We start from the raw sequence: 19,385 nt of genomic DNA, 5'->3' as shown, positions 1-19,385 counted from the left end.
ATGTCATCGTCACCGCACGCATTACCCAGTGCGTTACCGCCTGCCGCATTGCTTGCCTGAGCGCTGTGCATTCGGCAAACGCCTGCTCTGGCACACCAGCGAATTGCTGCCAATTTTTGCGTTGATCGCACCTGTCGAGCTAAACGCGGTGGTAGCTTGAAACTCGGTGGCGGGCGACCTGGTCATCAGCGAGGTGTCGTAGCTGACTAATGCGTTGCCAACTCAGGGTTCCCGTAGTGTTATTGATTACGCTGCAGATCTCACACGCGCATCGTTTGCTTGGATAGGCACTTGCGAAACCGACGGTGTTTTAAGAGCGGCTAACAAAAGCTCCTGGAACACGTCTGTTGAGCCACCACTTTGCGGTGATGGCTCACCGCAAAGAAATCAGCACAGCGCTGTGGAAGCGCATCCGACCCTTGATCCCTGTAGTGCCGCCTTCGCCCAAGGGCGGTAGGCCGCGCGTAGACGACCAAAGCGCACTCAACGGCATCGTATACGTGCTGCGCACTGGCATCGCGTGGGAGGATCTGCCCCAGGAACTTGGCTACGGCAGCGGCATGACCTGCTGGCGCCGATTGCGTGACTGGCAGGCCGCGGGTGTGTGGCACCGTCTGCATCAGGTGTTGCTGGCCGAACTTCGCCGCGCCGACCGGCTCGATTTCAGCCGGGCCTGCCTGGACGCGGCCAGCGTGGCCTACCCCCGGGGGGCGCCTATACGGGGCCGAACCCGACCGACCGCGGCAAACGTGGCAGCAAGCGGCACGTGATCACGGATCGGAACGGCGTTCCCCTGGCGTTCTGCGTGACCGGGGCCAACCGGCACGATTCGGTCGTGTTCGAGGAACTGGTCGATGCATTGCCCTCCATTGCCGGCAAACCTGGACGGCCACGACGCTGGCCGGACAAGCTGCATGCCGACAAGGCCTACGACATGGATCGGTGCTGGAACCATCTGAAGCGACGAGGGGTGACCCCACGCATCGCCCGCAAGGGCGTGGAACGCAACGATCGCCTGGGCCGATACCGCTGGGTAGTTGAACGCGCGCATGCCTGGTTTGCCGGATGGGAAAACTGCGGACACGCTGCGAACGCCGGATCGATATCCACCTGGCTCTGCTGTCCATGGCCTGTTGCGTCAGCTGCCCACGGCGACTTCCGGCGTTTTGTTAGTCGCTCTAAACCGCCCGATGCCTCGGGCGCGGCGGTGTCCGTTTCGCCCCACGCCACAGCGATTCGGCCCGTTGCGCGCTGCCGTGATGGAGCTACGAAAGAATGGCGCTCCATTCAACGTGTGAGGTGATGTATGCGTCCTGGGACACTAACGTCTGTAACGCGCCGAGTGGCGAGGCACACGCAGGACAATGTGGCCACCGAACCCGAGGCCAGCTCCTCTGCACACACGCAGGACCCGCATGCCAACACGCAACTCCAAAGCCTGCCACGGCGACCGGTACGCGCGGCGCGGCTCGGCGCTGCCCAGCCTCAGGAACCGGGTGCTGGCGTGCGTGTAGCCAATGTTGTACGTAGCACGGCAAATAAACTCGCTAGGGGCTCCGGCGTGGTGTTTGGCGTTACCACAGCGAACAGTTTCTCCAACCACATACGAGGCAATTTCATGGATGACCCGGATTACCAGGAGTTTGCTCGTGGCAATGGCATGGTGTCGATGGGTTCGCAGCATTTTCATAACATTGCTCGGAGCAGTGGCACTATAGCGGTGGGCGCGGCGGTGGCATTCGGTGGCTTTAGGGCAATCGAGTCTGTCGCCTCCCGGTACATACAACAGGCGCAAACCCCGGTGAAAATCCGTGTGCAAAAAGCCGAGCGAGCAAGGGAATTGGGGACAACCGAAGCTTGCCTGGATGAGGCGGTCGAGATGGTGACCATGCCCGAGGACGATGGTCCTGGCTCTCACCTGAGCCTGGGCGAGCAGACGGCCCTGGCCAAGGATCTGATGAATCTCATCACTGCAGAGCGTTCGCGCTTGCCTGCGGAACTCTGGAACGCGGCCAGTGGCGTTGGCGACGATGCGCCCAAGCTGGTCAACCGGCTGCTGCTGGCAGCAAGAGCCCGCGCGCCGAACGAGACGTCTACGTCGTCGGAAGAAGACTGAACGCGCGTACCATGCAACTTCTAGGGAGCGCGTTGTCCCCGATGGGCGCCAGGTGCTGCTGCAGGACTACATCCGCGCAAAAGTGGAGCATCGGTTTCGCGTGATCAAGCGCCAGTTTGGCTACACCAAGGTGCGCTATCGCGGCCTGGCGAAGAACACCGCACAGGTGCTGACCTTGTTTGCGCTGTCGAAGCTGTGGATGGTGCGCCGGCAATTGCTGCCTGCCCGGGGATAATGCTGCCTGGCGGCAGCCAAAACCGCCAGAACCTTGCAAAAATCGCACGCGACTCAGCATTTTTCCACTGATTGACATGCAAGAAACTGTAATTTTAGAGGTTTGATGGGTTGTGCAGAAATTGCCTAGGCATTGCAGGTGATCGCAATCGTCAACCCCTTTCATTCAGCCACGATTGTGTGATCGACGCCTACCTTGCGCCAACTTTTTGACCCGCCGCATTTGGTGGGCACCTTCGGCAGATGTTCTTTCGCCGGAGTCGTTGGTGACCGGTGGCAGGTTGCCTCCCCATGACGCCAAGCCTTCTGTACTGGTGCATCCACATTGGATGTTCTGCGGACCGGCCCACACGGAGCAAGGAGTTCTATGAAACTTGTTTGGATACTCTGGCTGTCGCATGTGTTGCCGCAGCCAGCCGCAGATTCGTTGTGTTTGAGTACGACGGTTTATCTGGAAGCGCGCGACCAGACCTTGCGCGGCCAACAGGCTGTTGCAGAAGTTGCGCTGCGTCGTCTGGATAGCGGCTTGTGGGGCGATTCCATGTGTCAGGTGGTCACCGCGCGCAAGCAGTTTGCGCCGACGATCGTGGCGCCGGGCACACAGCTGAAGAACGACGATGCCTGGAACAAGGCGTTGGACGTGGCACTGGCTGCGCAGCGCAACTGGGCACTTCCGGTTGGCAAGCGCAAAGAGATCGTGCCGGGTGCCAGCCACTTTGCCGCAAGCGCAATTGCAAACCCGAGCTGGCGCAACGCCTATCAGGTGGCCACCATCGGTGACCACACGTTCTATCGCGTGCAATCGCTGCGGCCGCGCAACGCGTCCTGAGCGCGCAGAGTCGCGGTGCTTTTGCAGATAGACACCGCTGACATGCGCTGCTGCCGACCTGCACCGATTACGCGTGTGATGCGCTCTGACACGTCGACGCTGCAGGAGCGCGGCGCCAGCGTAGCGATCGATCAACACGCACAGAGCCGCATCGTGGATTGCATGCACGATCCGTCTCTGGATGGGCTGCAAGATCAAACACTTGACCAAGGCAACCTTGCTGCCGCCATGTGCCGCCCTTGTGTGGCGCTGGCAAGGTTCCTTACACAACCGCGGCAGTAGCGACCGCCACGTCCAACGATCTCCTGCAGCAGGCGCGCGCCCCGCCACCACGCTCCACACCGCATCGTCCGCCCGCTAAGCTCACGGTCCCATTCCATGCGGATCGTCCATGAAGCTATATACCAAGCCCGGCGCGTGTTCGCTGGCAGATCACATCGTGTTGCGTTGGTCGGGGCTGCCGTTCGACTTGAGTGTGGTCGATGCGGCGACGATGAAATCTCCCGAGTATCTGCGTCTGAATCCAGCAGGCGCCGTACCATTGCTGGTGGTCGACGAGTGGGCACTGACCCAGAATGCCGCCATCCTGAATTACATCGCCGATATCGCGCCACTGACCGGCTTATCCGGCGATGGCACCGCGCGCAGCCGTGCCGAAATCAATCGTTGGATCGCCTTCGTCAATGCCGACGTGCATCCCACGTTCGAGCCAATCTTCGGCAGCACCGCGTATCTGCAAGACCCCGCGCTGATCGCGCGCAGCCAGGACGATGCACGCAACAAATTGCGCACGCTCTACGAGCGCGTCGATGCCCACTTGCAAGACCGCACCTGGCTCGCCAGCGATAGCCACACCGGGGCCGATGCGTATCTGTTCGTCACCTTGCTGTGGGCGCAGAAGGTCTCCGTCAATCTCGATGGCTTGAACGCGCTGCAGGCGTTCGTGCAACGCATGCTGGCCGATGCCGATGTGCAGGCCGCGCTACAGGCAGAAGGCCTAGCCTGACAGCCCAGGCATCGGCCACACGACGCAATAAAAAACGCCGGGCAATGCCCGGCGTTTTCATGACCGCCGTGACCGAATGACTCAGCCCAGCAGATGCGACACGCCGCTACGCTCTTCTTCCAGCTCGGCCAGGGTCTTGTCGATGTACTTCTGGCTGAAGTCGTCGATCGGCAGATCCTTGACCAGGGTGTACTGGCCGTTCTCGGTGGTGACCGGGAAGCCGAAGATCATGCCTTCAGGAATGCCGTAGGAGCCATCCGACGGCACGCCCATGGTGACCCACTTGCCATCGCTGCCCAGCACCCAGTCACGCACGTGATCGATGGCGGCATTGGCGGCCGATGCGGCCGAGGACAGCCCGCGCGCTTCGATGATCGCCGCGCCGCGCTTGCCCACGGTCGGGATGAAAGTGTTGGCGTTCCATTCCTGATCGTTGATCGCATCGCCGATGGACGCGCCATCGGAGGTGGCGAAACGGTAGTCCGGATACATGGTCGGGCTGTGGTTGCCCCACACCACCAGCTTCTCGATGCCGCCGACCGGCTTGCCGAGCTTGAGCGACAGCTGGCTCAGGGCGCGGTTGTGGTCCAGGCGCAGCATGGCGGTGAAGTTCTTCGGATTCAGATCCGGCGCCGACTTCATGGCGATATAGGCATTGGTGTTGGCCGGGTTACCGACCACCAGCACCTTGACGTCGCGCTTGGCCACCTTGTTCAACGCCGCGCCCTGCGCGGTGAAGATCTTGGCGTTTTCCAGCAGCAGGTCCTTGCGCTCCATGCCCGGGCCGCGCGGACGCGCGCCGACCAGCAGGGCCACGTCGATGTCCTTGAACGCCACTTCGGCGTCGTCGGTGCCGACCATACCGGCCAGCAGCGGGAACGCGCAGTCTTCCAGCTCCATCATCACGCCCTTGAGCGCGGCCTGGGCCTTCTCGTTGGACAGTTCCAGCAATTGCAGGATCACCGGCTGATCCTTGCCCAGCATTTCGCCCGAGGCGATGCGGAACAGCAGGGCGTAGCCGATCTGGCCGGCAGCGCCGGTCACAGCAACACGAACAGGTGCTTTCATGGGGTGTTTCCTCTGCTAAAAAGCGTTGGTGGGGGTGGCGCGCTGGCGGGGCCGCAAGGCCTGGCCGCGCGCGTTGACAAGCAAACGGCCGCACAAGGCGGCCGTTCGACGGTGGCGGCAATCAGGCGGCGAGGATCTTGTTCCACTCCGCAACGCGGTCGGCCTTGGCGGCCAACACGGCGTCGGTGTCGCCTTCGATGGTGAGCGTGTTGATGGTGTCGCCCTGGGCGACGCTGTCCACCACGTCCAGGCCCTGGGTGACCTTGCCGAACACGGTGTGCTTGCCGTCCAGCCACGGGGTGGCGGTGTGGGTGATGAAGAACTGGCTGCCATTGGTGTTCGGGCCGGCATTGGCCATGGACAGCACACCGCGCTCGTGGCCGAGGCCATTATTGGCCTCGTCTTCGAAGCGATAGCCCGGGCCGCCGCGGCCGGAACCTTCCGGGCAACCGCCCTGGATCATGAAGTCGGCGATGACGCGGTGGAAGCTCAGGCCGTCGTAGAAGCCGCGCTTGGCCAGGTTGACGAAGTTGGCAACCGTCAGCGGAGCCTTTTCCGGGTACAGCTCGACAACGATCGGGCCGCGGGAGGTGTCGAAGGTGGCGATCAGGGACATGGAAATCCTTGCAGGTTCTGGGGTGATCAACAGCCCATTAGGATACACCCGGGCGCGCGGCCGGCCGTGTGGTTACGACCATGGTCCAAGGACCCGCGCCGGTCCCGGCGGCGGGCCTCGTCACGCAGCCTGAATGGGCGATCTGCATCGATTTCAGGCAATCCGCAACGGTAGCGCAACGAAACCGCTATAATACCGGGCTTACCTCATCTCAAGACTGGCGCCAGACAGGGGCCCTTTCCGCATGTCTATCGAAAAACTCCGCAATATCGCCATCGTCGCGCACGTCGATCATGGCAAGACCACCCTCGTCGACTGCCTGCTGAAGCAGTCCGGCACCCTGTCCGAACGCACCGTGTTGGCTGAGCGCGTGATGGACAGCAACGATCAGGAAAAGGAACGTGGCATCACGATCCTGGCCAAGAACACGGCCATTACCTGGAACGGCAACCGCATCAACATCGTCGACACCCCGGGACACGCCGACTTCGGCGGCGAAGTCGAGCGCGTGCTGTCGATGGTGGACTCGGTGCTGATCCTGGTCGACGCGATGGACGGCCCGATGCCGCAGACCCGCTTCGTGACCCAGAAGGCCTTTGCGATGGGCTTCAAGCCGATCGTGGTGGTCAACAAGATCGACCGTCCCGGCGCACGCCCGGACTGGGTGATCGACCAGGTGTTCGATCTGTTCGACAAGCTCGGCGCCACCGACGAGCAGTTGGACTTCCCGATCGTCTACACCTCCGCGTTGAACGGCTACGCCAGCCTGGATTCGGACGTGCGCGACGGCGACATGACCCCGCTGTACGAAGCGATCATGCAGCACGTCTCGGCCCCGGACGTCGATCCGGACGGCCCGTTCCAGATGCGCATCAGCCAGCTGGACTACAACAACTTCGTCGGCGTGATCGGCATCGGCCGCATCCAGCGCGGCGTGCTGAAGAAGAACATGCCGGTCAGCGTGATCGACCGTGAAGGCAAGAAGCGTCAGGGCAAGGTGCTGCAGGTGCTGGGCTTCCTGGGCCTGGAGCGCATCGAGCAGGACACCGCCGAGGCAGGCGACATCGTCGCCATCTCCGGCGTATCCGAGCTGACCATTTCCGACACCGTGTGTGCGCTCGACGCGCCGGAAGCGCTGCCGGCGCTGACCGTGGACGAGCCCACCATCTCGATGACCTTCCAGGTCAACAACTCGCCGTTCGCCGGCAACAAGGACCTGTCCGGCGGCAAGTTCCTGACCAGCCGCCAGCTGCGTGACCGTCTGGACCGCGAGAAGGTGCACAACGTTGCGCTGAAGGTCGAGGAAGGTTCCGACGCCGACAAGTTCCTGGTTTCCGGCCGTGGCGAGCTGCACCTGTCGGTGCTGATAGAAAACATGCGCCGCGAAGGCTACGAGCTGGCCGTGTCGCGTCCGGAAGTCATCATCAAGGAAATCGACGGCAAGTTGATGGAGCCGATCGAACAGTTGGTGGTGGACATCGAAGAACAACACCAGGGCGGCGTGATGGAAAAGCTGGGCACCCGCAAGGGCCAGCTGAAGAACATGGAGCCGGACGGCAAGGGCCGCGTGCGTCTGGATTACATGATCCCGGCGCGTGGCCTGATTGGCTTCCAGAACGAATTCCGCACCCTGACCCAGGGTTCGGGCCTGCTGTTCCACGTGTTCGACCATTACGGCCCGAAGGAACAGGGCGCCATCGCCAAGCGCCAGAACGGCGTGATGATTGCCAATGCGCCGGGCGCAACGCCGGCCTATGCGCTGGGGCCGTTGGAAGAGCGTGGCCGTCTGTTCGCCGCCGAAGGCGACAACGTGTACGAAGGCCAGCTGATCGGTATCCACTCCAAGGACAACGATCTGACCGTCAACGCGATCAAGACCAAGCCGCTGACCAATATGCGCGCTTCGGGCAAGGACGATGCGATCAAGCTAACCCCGGCGATCAAGTACACGCTGGAACAGGCCCTGGACTTCATCGAGGACGACGAGCTGGTGGAAGTCACCCCGAAGGAAATCCGCCTGCGCAAGAAGTTCCTGACCGAAAGCGACCGTAAGCGCGCTGGCCGTTCCGGCTGAGTTGTCAGGCCGACACGCGTGAGCGATAAGCCCTACAGCCCGGATCCGCGCGCGCATCCGGGACTGCATGTCATCGCCTTGCTAGAGGCGATCAAGGGCGCGCTTGCGCTGTTGGCGGCGACGGGCCTGGAACTTCTGGGCCCGCTGCCGCTGCAACATGCGGTCAGCACGCTGATCCGCCGTTTCAGTCTGGACCCCGAGCACGGCGCACTGCCGTCGCTGCTGAAAATGATCGATCCCAATGCCGTGCATCTGGCCGCAGCGGCGATGCTGGCCTACGGACTGCTGCATGTCGTCGAGTCATGGGGCCTGTGGCGCGCCAAGGCTTGGGCCTCGTTGCTGGGCTGCCTGTCGGCGGCCATCTATCTGCCATTCGATATCTACGCCATCGTGCATCACCCCGGCTGGACCGCCTGGGGCGTGCTGGCGATCAATCTGATCGTGGTCGGCGTGCTGGCACGCGATCTTGTGCGACGCCGCCATCGCTAAGCCACCTTGCCGGTCTGCGGGCCGGTCTTCCGTTGTCACCCCGACGTCGCGCCGTTAGCCTGCGACTTCTCCCCGGGGAAGGCCATCCATGCGATCCACCCTCTTGTCCTTCGCGCTGCTTGCTGCGCTGTGCGGCTGCCGATGACCCGTCGCGTTCTGCTACCGGCACCCGCAAACATTCCACCGCTCACCCCATCGATCTGACCGAGGCCGACGTGGCCGGCCTGCAAGCCCGCATGGCCAGCGGCCAGAGCAGCAGCCTGCAGCTCACACGCGCGTATCTGCAGCGCATTGCCAGCATCGATCGTGCCGGCCCAACGCTCAACGCGGTGATCGAACTCAATCCACAGGCCGAAGCCGACGCGCGCGCCCTGGATGCCGAACGCAGCGACGGCCGTGTGCGCGGACCGCTGCACGGCGTCCCGGTGCTGCTCAAGGACAACATCGACGCGCTGCCGATGGTCAACAGTGCCGGCTCGCAGGCACTGGCCGCGTTCCGTCCCGGCCGCGATGCCTTCCTGGTACAACCGGCTGCGCGCCGCCGGTGCGGTGATTCTGGGCAAGACCAACCTCAGCGAATTGGCCAATTTCCGCTCCACCCAGTCCAGTTCCGGCTGGAGCGGACGCGGCGGGCTGACCCGCAATCCGTATGCACTGGATCGCAATCCCTGCGGCTCCAGCGCCGGCACCGGTGCGGCCATCGCGGCCAGCCTGGCCACCGTCGGCATCGGGACCGAAACCGATGGCAGCATCACCTGCCCTGCTTCGGTCAACGGCCTGGTCGGACTCAAGCCGACCGTCGGCCTGGTCAGTCGCGACGGCATCATCCCGATTTCCGCCAGTCAAGACACCGCCGGGCCGATGACACGCAGCGTCGCCGACGCGGCCGTGCTGCTGCAGGCCATCGCCGCGCCCGACCCGCAGGATCCGGCCACGAGCCAGGCGCCGGCGACCAGCGTCGACTATCTCGCGCACCTGAAACCCGACGGTCTGCGCGGTGCACGCCTGGGCCTGTTGCGCAACCCGCTACGCGAGGACCCGGCGATCGCCGCGGCGCTCGACCGCGCGGCGAAGACGCTACGTACTGCCGGCGCCACGATGATCGAAACCAGTCTGGCCACCGAGGGCAAATGGGATGCGGCCGAGCAATTGGTCCTGTTGGTCGAATTCAAGGCCGGCCTGACTGCGTCTCTGCAAAGCCACCGCGCGCCCTTAGCGAACCTGGAGCAGTTGATTGCGTTCAACCGCAAACATGCGCAGCGCGAGATGCCGTATTTCGGGCAGGAACTGTTCGAACAGGCGCAGGCAGCGCCTGGTCTCGACGACGCGGGTTATCTGGCTGCACGGGCGAGCGCCAAACGGCTGGCCGGGCCGGAAGGCATCGATGCGGCATTAAAGGCCGATCGCCTGGATGCCTTGATCGTACCCACCACCGGCGCGGCCTGGGTCACCACGCTCGGCAAGGGCGACACGTTTCCTGGCGCGGGCTATGGCGCCGCGGCCGTGGCCGGCTATCCAAGCCTGAGCGTGCCGATGGGACAGACCCAAGGCTTGCCACTGGGCCTGTTGTTCATGGGCACGGCCTGGAGCGAGCCGCGCCTGATCGAGCTGGCGTATGCGTACGAACAACGCAGCCATGTGCGCTTTACGCCTAGTTATGCACCAAGTGCGTCGGCCGCGCCACGTGCGGCCACGTCAGGAGCTTAGCCCGTGATGCCGGCGCCCATCAAATGATTGACCGGACCACGTGCGGCCGCGAATGGGGCTGGCATCCGCCGCCACATGCGGCACGCGTCGGAGCCGCCAAGCGTGCACAAACGGTAGGCGCGTGCGCGGCGGCGGCTGGCCCCTGCACAAGCTCCTGCCGCAGACCTGACCTACCGGGTTCTAGCCAGACAACGCACTAGATCGTCGTTGGAGGCTCGCCGTCTTCGGCGCCCGGCGAGCGCACGCTCTCCTGCGCAATCGGTTCGGCCGTCCGCGGTGGTGCTTTTTCCTGCGCGGCGATTTCGGCGCGGATTCTTGGCAATGCATACGCATGCTCGCGGGTCAGGAAATCGATCATCCGTTCGCGTACCAGACAGCGTAGATCGAAGGCATCGCCAGAATTGCGTGCGCTCACCAGCAGTCGCACCTGGATGGTGTTGTCGCTGGTGTCGGTAATCTGGGTCACGCACACGCGGCCATCCCACAGCGGCTCGCTCTGGCAGATGCGCTCCAGTTCCGCACGTACCGCGGCAATCGGCGTGCGGTAATCCAGCCACAGGAAGGCAGTGCCGAGCAGGTCGGCACTGCTGCGCGTCCAGTTCTGAAACGGGTTTTCGATCCACCAGGTCAGTGGCACCACCATGCGCCGCTCATCCCAGATCCGCACCACCACATACGAGCTGCCGATCTCTTCGATGCGGCCCCACTCCCCTTCCACGATCACCACATCGTCCAGACGAATCGGCTGGGTCAACGCAATCTGCAAACCCGCGATCAAGTTGCCGAACACCGGCTTGGCCGCAATACCGGCCACCAGCCCGATGATGCCCGCCGACGCCAGCAAGGTCTTGCCGATCTGGCGTACCTGCGGAAACGTCAGCAGCAGGACCGAGATGCCTAGCAGGATCACCGTGCCCATCAGCACGCGGCTCAGTACCCGCGTCTGCGTCTGGATGCGCCGTGCGGTGAGATTGTCCGACACTTCGATCGGGTTGCTGCGCAGGATCGCCGCCTCGCCAGCGGCCACCGCACGTACCAGCAACCAGGTAACGCAGCCGACGATGCCCAAGTGCAGCAGATGCTGCACCGCTGCCAGCGCCTTGCCGGCCAGCGGGGTCGCTTCGGTGGCGACACCCAGAAACAGCAGCGGCAGGATGAAGGCCGCAGGCAGGGTGATCACGCGAATGATGCGCGCACGACGATAATCGCGGCCCTGCATGCGGCGAAACAACCACAGCATCAGTGACCAGGTGACGACGCCGGCCAGCAGCGCGGCGCCCAGTGGAATTGCGTATTCGCGGATGACGTTCCAATCGGCAGTCAAACCGTTCCTCCTGTGGGGGGAAAGAGCGATGGCTGCCAGAGCATGCCGCACGCGGCATGAGCATCACGTCATGCGCACACGCCGCTCATGCGCCCAGCGGCTGCGAGGCCACCTGTTGTTGCTTGCGCACGATGGCCATCGCAATTTCCAGCGACTGTTCGTAGTTCAGGCGCGGATCCACGCTGGAGCGATACGCCCGCTCCAGATCGCGCTCGGTCAGTTCGCGCGCACCGCCAGTGCACTCGGTGACATCTTCGCCGGTGAGCTCAAGATGCACGCCACCCAGGCGTGTCCCGGCCGCGGCATGCAGGTCGAACGAGACTTCCACTTCGTTGCGGATGTTGTCGAAACGCCGCGTTTTATAGCCATTGCCGGTGCTTTCGGTATTGCCGTGCATCGCATCGCAGACCCACAGCACCCGCCGCCCGTCGCGCTTTACGGCATCCAGCAGCGGCGGCAGTTTGTCGGCGATCTGCGCCGCGCCCATGCGATGGATGAAGCTCAAACGCCCGGGCTTGTCTTCGGGGTTGAGCACATCGATCAGGCGCAGCAACTGATCCGGCTGCACCGACGGCCCCACCTTGATCGCGATCGGGTTGCGCACGCCGCGCAGGTACTCCACATGTGCGCCGTCCAGTGCAGCGGTGCGCATCCCGATCCACGGATAGTGCGTGCTGAGATTGAACCAGCCCCACTGTCGCGGCACCTGCCGGGTCAGGCCTTCTTCGTACGGCAGCAGCAAGGCTTCGTGCGAAGTGTAGAAGTCGATGCGATTGAGGTTGTACACCTCCGCCCCGGAGAGCGTTTCCATGAAGCGCACGGCGTCGCCGATCGAAACGACCATTTTCTGGTAGTCCGCCGCCAACGGCGAATAGCCCACCCAATCCAGATTCCAGTATTCGGGGTGATGCAGGTCCGCGAAGCCGCCGTCGATCAACGCGCGCACGAAGTTCATCGTCATCGCCGAGCGCGAATGCGCGGTGATCATGCGCAGCGGATCGGGCACGCGCGCCGCTTCGGTGAAGGCCGGCGCATTGATCACATCGCCGCGATAGCTCGGCAAGGTCACTCCATCGCGGGTCTCGGTATCGGCCGAACGCGGTTTGGCGTACTGCCCGGCAAAACGGCCCACCCGCACCACCGGCAAGTGCAACCCGTGCACCAGCACCAGGCTCATTTGCAGCAGTACCTTCAACCGATTGGAAATCGTCCCAGATTCGCAGTCGCTGAAATTTTCCGCACAATCGCCGCCCTGCAGCAGGAAGCGCTTGCCTTCCTGCGCTTCCGCCAGCTGGCGCTTGAGCGCAAAGATTTCCCACGAGGTCACCAGCGGCGGCAGCTGCCCCAACTCGCGCATGGCGGCCTGCAGCACGTTCTCGTCCGGATACACCGGCAGTTGCAGTGCAGGTTTGCCGCGCCAGCTGTCCGGCGCCCACGCTGCGGTGGCGGGATCGGGAACGGAAGTGGGGGCGGAAAGATTCATAGAAGGACTCCTAGGCAGTCTGCGATGTTGGCAGACCCCGAACGCTACGCAAAGCGCCTGTATGCCGGTCGCAGCGCAACACCCGAATTGGCAATAGCGCGCACGCGCCTTCGACCTGAACACCAAGCAACACCTCGCCTGATGAACATGACTTTCGGCCTACGCCAGCGCTCACCAGGGGGTCCAATGTTACAAAATAACAACACCTTCCTCTCACATGCCTCGCGAAACCGCCATGACTCCTCGTCTTTTGTCTGCTGCCATCACCATCGCCCTGCTGGCCGCACCTGTCGGTGCGGCATTTGCCGCCGATGCCGACTCCGAGCGCACCACCGATCTGAATACGGTCAATGTGATCGCCAAGCTAGAGGCCGCGCGCAATGCGCTGTCGCCCGATATCGGCAGCAGCCAATTCGCCATCACCGCCGAAGATATCGATCGCCTGCCGCTTGGCGCCGCGACCCCGCTCAACCAGGTGCTGCTGCAGGCGCCCGGTGTCGTGCAGGATTCCTATGGCAGCATCCACGTCCGCGGCGACCATGCCAATCTGCAGTACCGCATCAACGGGGTGATGATTCCCGAATCCATCTCCGGCTTCGGCCAGAGCCTGGAGCCGCGCATCATCAAGAACCTCAAGCTGCTCGATGGCGCATTGCCTGCGCAGTTCGGCGACCGTACCGCTGCCGTGGTCGACATCACCACCAAGAACGGTGCAGAGCTCGGCAATGGCGGCAGCGTCGGCATCACCGCCGGCTCGTTCGGCACCATCAACCCCAATGCCTCGCTTTGGGGCGGCAACGGGCGTTGGAGCTGGTTCGTCAGCGGCGATTACGACCAGAACAAGAACGGCCTGGAGAACCCGGTCGACAGCCTCAATCCTGTGCATGACAAAACCCGCCAGGGCAAGGGCTTCGCCGATCTGACCTATCTGGTCAACGAGAACACCCGTCTCAGCCTGCTGGTCGGCTACGCCAACAACCGCTTCCAGATCCCCAACAATCCCGGACAGACGCCGGCCTTCGACTACCTGGGCACCACCGATTTCGATTCGTCGCGCCTGGACGAGAACCAGCGCGAAAACACCCGTTTCGGCACCTTGGCCCTGCAAGGCACGCTTGGCGACACCAACTATCAGCTCTCAGCCGGCCAGCGTTACAGCAGCGTCGCCTTCTCGCCCGATGTCGCCGGCGACCTGATCTTCAACGGCATCGCCTCGCAAGTAGAGCGCAGCAACCGCGCCAATACCGTACAGGCGGACTTCGCAACGCCGTGGGGCGGCTCGCATACGCTGCGCTACGGTGTCTATGGCAATTTCGAACACGCCATCGCCAGCAACGATTCGTATGTCTTCCTTGCAAACGACGACGGCAGCCAGAGCAGCAACGTGCCGCTGTTCATCCCCGACGGCAGCCGTTTCCATGCCAGCACCTACGCGCTCTATTTGCAGGACGAGTGGAAGATCGGCGACGACTGGACGGTCAACTACGGCGTGCGCGGCGACAAGTACAAGGCCTTCGGCAATACCGAAGGTCAGCTCAGCCCGCGCCTGGGCGTCATCTGGCGCGCCAGCGGCAGCACCACCGTGCATGCCGGTTACGCGCGCTACTTCACTCCCCCGGCCAGCGAGTTGATCTCCACCAGCGACATCGCGCTATACGACGGCACCACCAATCAGCAGTCCGCCGGCGATGGCCCCACCACACCGCTGAGCGAGCGCAGCGACTACTACGACCTGGGCATCTCGCAAGTGGTCACCGATCATCTGACGCTGGGCCTTGACACCTATTACCGCAAGGCCGATCGGCTGCAGGACGAAGGCCAGTTCGGTGCCGCCTATGTCTATTCCACCTTTAATTACCGCTATGGCCGCATCCGCGGCGCCGAATTCAGCGCCGACTACACCAACGGACCGGTCACGGCCTATTTCAACGTCGCCTACAGCAAGGCCATGGGCAAGCGGGTCATGACCAGTCTGTACAACTTCGACCCAGATGCGCTGGCGTATACCTACGACAACTGGATTCATCTGGACCACGATCAGAAGCTGACCTCTTCCGGCGGTATCAACTACGCCTTCAGCGAAGGCAGCAAGGTCGGCCTCAACTACCTGTTCGGCAGCGGTTTGCGTACCGATACCGACACCGTGCCCAACGGCGCTTCGCTGCCGTCATACTTCCAGCTCAATGCCAGCGTCGGCCACGACTTCGACGTCAATACGCATCCGCTACATGTGCAACTGGCGGCAGTCAATGTCCTCAACCGCAGCTACCAGTTGCGCGATGGCGGCGGCATTGGCGTATTCGCGCCGCAGTGGGCGCCGCGCCGTGGCGTCTATGTGAGCCTGCAGCAAGACTTCTGATTGCGGTGTAACGCAGCGGACGGACCGGACGCAGACCGGCCGTCCGCTCGCGGGGCTGCGATGACTGCGGATCCAGATGCGACGGGATTCCAATGCGGACTATCTTTACGGCTGGTACGTATCGCATTACATGCCCGTGCGTATCGATCTTCGATCTGCTCGATGCCTTGAACCAGTTTGCGATCTATCACAGGTGGCCATTTTGCAGTGCCAGGCGCTATGTCACGCCTTCGATGCCGTTACCTTGGGCGGGTAACCAATGCCTGACGCCGCAATAAGGGCGCTTAGTGCTATTTGCATAGAATCAGCTGCGTCCAATGCCTGCAGTGGGTAAAGACACCTTGCGCAACGATGGTCGATCGTTAACGACCGGCGACAGATCAACGCGACCTTTCCCATCACACCACCCACCATCGCCGCACAGGCGATGCACGGCGCCCGATTGCCTACCCGCGATGACACCTGCGCGCCGAAGGGATCAGCAGGCCTGGCAACGCGCGGCACCGCTAATGATGGACCGAACTACGCCGCGCTTTGAAGCCCGCGTACAGCGCCCACAACGCCAGCCCCACGAACCACACCATGCTCCACATCGGCATACTCAGCCCCAGGAAGCGCCAATCGATATTGCCGCAGTCGCTGGTGCCGGTCAGCACGGTGCGGAACACTTCGAACGGCCCCATCGTCTCGCTCAGAAAGCTCAACGGCGGACCGCACGAAGACATCATGTCCTTGGGCCGGATCTGCACCCATACGTGCCGCGCAGCGATGCCCATGCCCACCCCCGCGGCGATGAAGCTCAGCACGCCATACACCTTCCGCGCACCCGCCGCCCGCGGCCCATGTAGCCCGCCTAGCAGGAAAAACATCGCCAGCGCCGCGAAAGCGATCCGCTGGAAGATGCACAGCGGGCAAGGCTCAAGACCCAGATGCAGCTGCACGTAGATCGCGTAAGCCAGCAATCCTGCGCATGCAAGAAAGCCCAGCAGAAACTGCGCCCGGAAACTCCAACGAAATGGATTCATCGTCACTGCTTGCCTAGGGTCGAGTTGCCGATTATCAGCCATCGCCACGGCCGTGACCACGCATGCCCGAGCGGAGGGTCGTATTGCGCGAAGCGTCTGATCTTGATCTGCTGCGAAGCCCCAGCAACGTGACCGGCACGCATTACCGGAGTGATCACGCCACATCGCCACACGCACGCGAGCGGCGATCCGCGGTGCGCGATCAGCAAACTGCCGATCGACCAAGCCACAGGCCGTTTCAGTGGGCGTCTGCTTAGCCGCATCGCTTTACCTTACGCGCCGCATGCGTCGACACAGGCGTACAGCCGGCAGCGCTCAGCGCCTTCGACCGGACCAATAAAAAAGCCCGGCGCATGCACCGGGCTTTCTCAAGAATCTTTACAAAGGCGATCCGATTACTCGGTCACTTCTTCGGCCACGACCGGACGGTCGACCAGCTCCACATACGCCATCGGCGCATTGTCACCGGCACGATAGCCGGCCTTCAGGATACGCAGGTAGCCGCCGGGACGGGTCGCGTAACGCGGGCCCAGTTCGACGAACAGCTTGCCCACCGCTTCCTTGTCGCGCAGACGGGCAAACGCCAGACGACGATTGGCAACGCCATCGACCTTGCCGATGGTGATCAGCGGCTCGGCGACGCGACGCAGTTCCTTGGCCTTCGGCAAGGTGGTCTTGATCAGCTCGTGCTTGAACAGCGAAGCGGCCATATTGCGGAACATGGCTTCGCGGTGCGCGCTGGTGCGGTTGAACTTACGACCGGATTTCTGGTGACGCATGAGTGTGATTTCCTAAAGAATATTGAGACTGCTGAGTGACGTTGTCGCCATCCTGGCGCTGTTGAATGGACTGCGGTTGGTCCGAACCGGCCGTCCTTCGACCGGATGTCATCGCAGGCTTTGGCCCGTCGATGTAAAAAAACAAACATGGGCGCCCGAAGACGCCCATGCGGTGATGCATTAACCAAGCATGCCATGCTGGGCGACACCGGCCGGCGGCCAGTTCTCCAGCTTCATGCCCAGTGCAAGGCCGCGCTGTGCCAGCACTTCCTTGATTTCGGTGAGCGACTTCTTGCCCAGATTCGGGGTCTTGAGCAGCTCCACTTCGGTCTTCTGGATCAGATCGCCGATGTAGTAAATGCTCTCGGCCTTGAGGCAATTAGCCGAACGCACGGTCAGCTCGAGGTCGTCGATCGGGCGCAGCAGCACCGGATCCACGCCGCTCGCAGCCGGCTTGGCCGCACCGCGATCGCGGTGGGTGAAATCGCCGAACACCGACAGCTGATCGCTGAGGATGTCGGCGGCGGTGCGCACGGCTTCCTCGGCATCGATCGTGCCGTTGGTTTCGATATCGATGACCAGCTTGTCGAGGTCGGTACGCTGCTCGACGCGCGCAGCTTCCACGGCGTAGGCGACGCGACGCACCGGCGAGAACGACGCATCCAGCATCAGACGACCGATGGTACGGGTCTCTTCGTCCGGACGACGACGCGCAGCAGCCGGCTGATAGCCGAACCCACGCTCGATCTTCAGGCGCATGTTCAATGCGGTGTCTTTGGTCAGGTGGCAGATCACGTGGTCGCCGTTGATGATCTCAACGTTGTGATCGGTCCTGATGTCGGCCGCAGTGACCGTGCCCGGACCCTGCTTGGACAACGACAGCATGGCGCTGTCGCCACTGTGCATGCGAATGGCCACGTCTTTCAGGTTGAGCAGGACGTCCAGCACGTCTTCCTGCAAACCTTCGACCGTGGTGTACTCGTGCAGCACGCCGTCGATCTCGACCTCGGTGATCGCAAAACCGGGGATCGACGACAACAGCACACGACGCAGGGCATTGCCCAGCGTGTGCCCGTAACCGCGCTCCAAGGGCTCGATCACGACCTTGGCACGGTTGTCGGTAAGACGTTCGATCTGCGGACCACGGGGGCGCAGAACCTGGTTGGCGGTAACCGTCATGTTGCGGGGTCTCCTGCGAACCTCCGGCAGTACCGGAGGTTCTCCAATGTGAATTACTTCGAATACAACTCGACGATCAGCGCTTCGTTGATATCCGAAGGCAGGTCAGCACGATCCGGCACGGCCTTGAACACGCCGCTGAACTTCTTCGAATCGACTTCAACCCACGACGGCGTCATGTCGTGCTGCTCAGCCACGGTCAGGGCTTCCTGCACGCGGAGCTGCTTCTGTGCCTTTTCCGACAGCGTGATCGCATCGCCAGCCTTGATCTGGTACGAAGCCAGATTCACCGACTTGCCATTGACCAGCACGCCACGGTGCGACACCAGCTGGCGCGCGGCCGGACGGGTGACGGCAAAGCCCATGCGGTAGCAGACGTTGTCCAGACGGGTTTCCAACAACTGCAGCAGGTTCTCGCCGGTGTTGCCCTTCTTGGTCGAGGCCTTCTTGTAGTAGTTGCGGAATTGACGTTCCAGCAAACCGTAGGTGCGCTTGACCTTCTGCTTTTCGCGCAGCTGGGTAGCGTAGTCGGAGAGCTTGCCTTTGCGAGCCGCGCCGTGTTGGCCGGGCTTCTGCTCAAGCTTGCACTTGGAGTCCAGCGCACGCGCCGGGCTCTTGAGGGAAAGGTCGGCGCCTTCGCGGCGCGCGAGCTTACAGGTAGGACCGATATAACGAGCCATTTCTTATCGCTCCCTTTAGACGCGACGCTTCTTCGGCGGACGGCACCCGTTGTGCGGGATTGGCGTCACGTCGATGATGTTGGTGATCTTGTAGCCCACGTTGTTCAACGAACGCACGGCCGACTCACGGCCCGGACCCGGGCCCTTGATACGTACTTCCAGCGACTTCACGCCGTAATCGAGCGCAGCGCGGCCAGCCTTTTCGGCGGCAACCTGAGCAGCGAACGGGGTCGACTTACGCGAACCACGGAAACCGGCGCCGCCGGACGTAGCCCACGACAGCGCATTGCCCTGGCGATCGGTGATGGTGACGATGGTGTTGTTGAACGAAGCGTGGACGTGAGCGACGCCGTCAGTGATGACGCGCTTGATCTTCTTCTTCGTTTTCTTTTCTGCTGGCTTTGCCATGATCTATCC

15 protein-coding genes and 3 pseudogenes are annotated in these 19,385 nt (G+C 62.8%); 9 read left to right on the top strand and 9 right to left on the bottom strand.

The window, feature by feature from the left end:
* Positions 1-368: 368 nt before the first annotated feature.
* The 5 genes and pseudogenes from XBLMG947_RS20970 (at position 369) to XBLMG947_RS01595 (ending at position 4,185) form a co-directional block, all read left to right on the top strand.
* Positions 369-1,173, top strand: a pseudogene (locus tag XBLMG947_RS20970) (IS5 family transposase).
* A 133-nt stretch (positions 1,174-1,306) separates the two neighbouring features.
* Positions 1,307-2,116: a type III secretion system effector XopAV gene (xopAV, locus tag XBLMG947_RS01615; RefSeq protein WP_065466087.1), complete on the top strand. Its 810-nt coding sequence runs from the start codon at positions 1,307-1,309 to the stop codon at positions 2,114-2,116.
* Positions 2,103-2,351 (top strand): annotated as a pseudogene (locus XBLMG947_RS23460) (transposase); the annotation flags it as partial. The gene xopAV and the pseudogene XBLMG947_RS23460, both read left to right, overlap by 14 nt.
* A gap of 366 nt (positions 2,352-2,717) precedes the next feature.
* Positions 2,718-3,179, top strand: coding sequence for a cell wall hydrolase (locus XBLMG947_RS01605; protein ID WP_065466085.1), 462 nt, complete (start codon positions 2,718-2,720; stop codon positions 3,177-3,179).
* A 391-nt stretch (positions 3,180-3,570) separates the two neighbouring features.
* Positions 3,571-4,185, top strand: a complete 615-nt coding sequence (locus tag XBLMG947_RS01595; protein ID WP_065466083.1) for a glutathione binding-like protein — start codon at positions 3,571-3,573, stop codon at positions 4,183-4,185.
* 81 nt (positions 4,186-4,266) lie between these two features.
* Here the strand turns inward: XBLMG947_RS01595 and XBLMG947_RS01590 are convergent, their stop codons facing one another.
* The gene (locus XBLMG947_RS01590; RefSeq protein ID WP_065466082.1) at positions 4,267-5,253 is read right to left on the bottom strand and encodes a malate dehydrogenase; all 987 of its coding nucleotides are present in this window, start codon (positions 5,251-5,253) and stop codon (positions 4,267-4,269) included.
* 121 nt (positions 5,254-5,374) lie between these two features.
* Positions 5,375-5,869 carry a peptidylprolyl isomerase gene (locus XBLMG947_RS01585; RefSeq protein WP_065466081.1) on the bottom strand — a complete coding sequence of 165 codons (495 nt, stop codon included), beginning with the start codon at positions 5,867-5,869 and terminating at the stop codon, positions 5,375-5,377.
* 244 nt (positions 5,870-6,113) lie between these two features.
* Here XBLMG947_RS01585 and typA point away from each other — a divergent pair, with 244 nt between their 5' ends.
* From typA to XBLMG947_RS01570, 3 genes and pseudogenes are all read left to right on the top strand, one after another.
* Positions 6,114-7,943, top strand: a complete 1,830-nt coding sequence (typA, locus tag XBLMG947_RS01580; protein ID WP_065466080.1) for a translational GTPase TypA — start codon at positions 6,114-6,116, stop codon at positions 7,941-7,943.
* Between the two features lie 18 nt (positions 7,944-7,961).
* Entirely contained in the window at positions 7,962-8,432 is a 471-nt protein-coding gene (locus XBLMG947_RS01575) for a DUF2127 domain-containing protein (RefSeq protein ID WP_065466079.1), read from the top strand.
* Positions 8,433-8,535: 103 nt separating this feature from the next.
* Positions 8,536-10,139 (top strand): annotated as a pseudogene (locus XBLMG947_RS01570) (amidase).
* Positions 10,140-10,335: 196 nt separating this feature from the next.
* On the opposite strand, the gene XBLMG947_RS01565 reads toward XBLMG947_RS01570, so the two are convergent.
* Together XBLMG947_RS01565 and XBLMG947_RS01560 are read right to left on the bottom strand one after the other, a co-directional pair.
* On the bottom strand, positions 10,336-11,463 hold the full coding sequence (locus XBLMG947_RS01565) for a mechanosensitive ion channel family protein (protein ID WP_065466078.1): 1,128 nt from the start codon (positions 11,461-11,463) through the stop codon (positions 10,336-10,338).
* 85 nt (positions 11,464-11,548) lie between these two features.
* Positions 11,549-12,946, bottom strand: a complete 1,398-nt coding sequence (locus XBLMG947_RS01560; protein WP_065466077.1) for a class II 3-deoxy-7-phosphoheptulonate synthase — start codon at positions 12,944-12,946, stop codon at positions 11,549-11,551.
* 235 nt (positions 12,947-13,181) lie between these two features.
* Here XBLMG947_RS01560 and XBLMG947_RS01555 point away from each other — a divergent pair, with 235 nt between their 5' ends.
* On the top strand, positions 13,182-15,305 hold the full coding sequence (locus tag XBLMG947_RS01555; RefSeq protein ID WP_065466187.1) for a TonB-dependent receptor: 2,124 nt from the start codon (positions 13,182-13,184) through the stop codon (positions 15,303-15,305).
* A 506-nt stretch (positions 15,306-15,811) separates the two neighbouring features.
* On the opposite strand, the gene XBLMG947_RS01550 is transcribed toward XBLMG947_RS01555, so the two are convergent.
* From XBLMG947_RS01550 to rpsK, 5 genes are all read right to left on the bottom strand, one after another.
* Positions 15,812-16,330, bottom strand: a complete 519-nt coding sequence (locus XBLMG947_RS01550) for a disulfide bond formation protein B (protein WP_065466076.1) — start codon at positions 16,328-16,330, stop codon at positions 15,812-15,814.
* A gap of 395 nt (positions 16,331-16,725) precedes the next feature.
* Positions 16,726-17,109: a 50S ribosomal protein L17 gene (rplQ, locus tag XBLMG947_RS01545; RefSeq protein WP_065466075.1), complete on the bottom strand. Its 384-nt coding sequence runs from the start codon at positions 17,107-17,109 to the stop codon at positions 16,726-16,728.
* Positions 17,110-17,289: 180 nt separating this feature from the next.
* On the bottom strand, positions 17,290-18,288 hold the full coding sequence (locus XBLMG947_RS01540) for a DNA-directed RNA polymerase subunit alpha (RefSeq protein ID WP_065466074.1): 999 nt from the start codon (positions 18,286-18,288) through the stop codon (positions 17,290-17,292).
* A 53-nt stretch (positions 18,289-18,341) separates the two neighbouring features.
* Entirely contained in the window at positions 18,342-18,968 is a 627-nt protein-coding gene (gene rpsD, locus XBLMG947_RS01535; protein WP_065466073.1) for a 30S ribosomal protein S4, read from the bottom strand.
* Positions 18,969-18,983: 15 nt separating this feature from the next.
* Positions 18,984-19,376 carry a 30S ribosomal protein S11 gene (rpsK, locus tag XBLMG947_RS01530; RefSeq protein WP_003486671.1) on the bottom strand — a complete coding sequence of 131 codons (393 nt, stop codon included), beginning with the start codon at positions 19,374-19,376 and terminating at the stop codon, positions 18,984-18,986.
* Positions 19,377-19,385: the final 9 nt, after the last annotated feature.

It is taken from the genome of Xanthomonas bromi (genome assembly GCF_900092025.1).
GTDB lineage: Bacteria > Pseudomonadota > Gammaproteobacteria > Xanthomonadales > Xanthomonadaceae > Xanthomonas > Xanthomonas bromi.
Note: the sequence above shows the minus strand (reverse complement) of the source record. Positions and strands in the feature narration are given on the sequence as shown.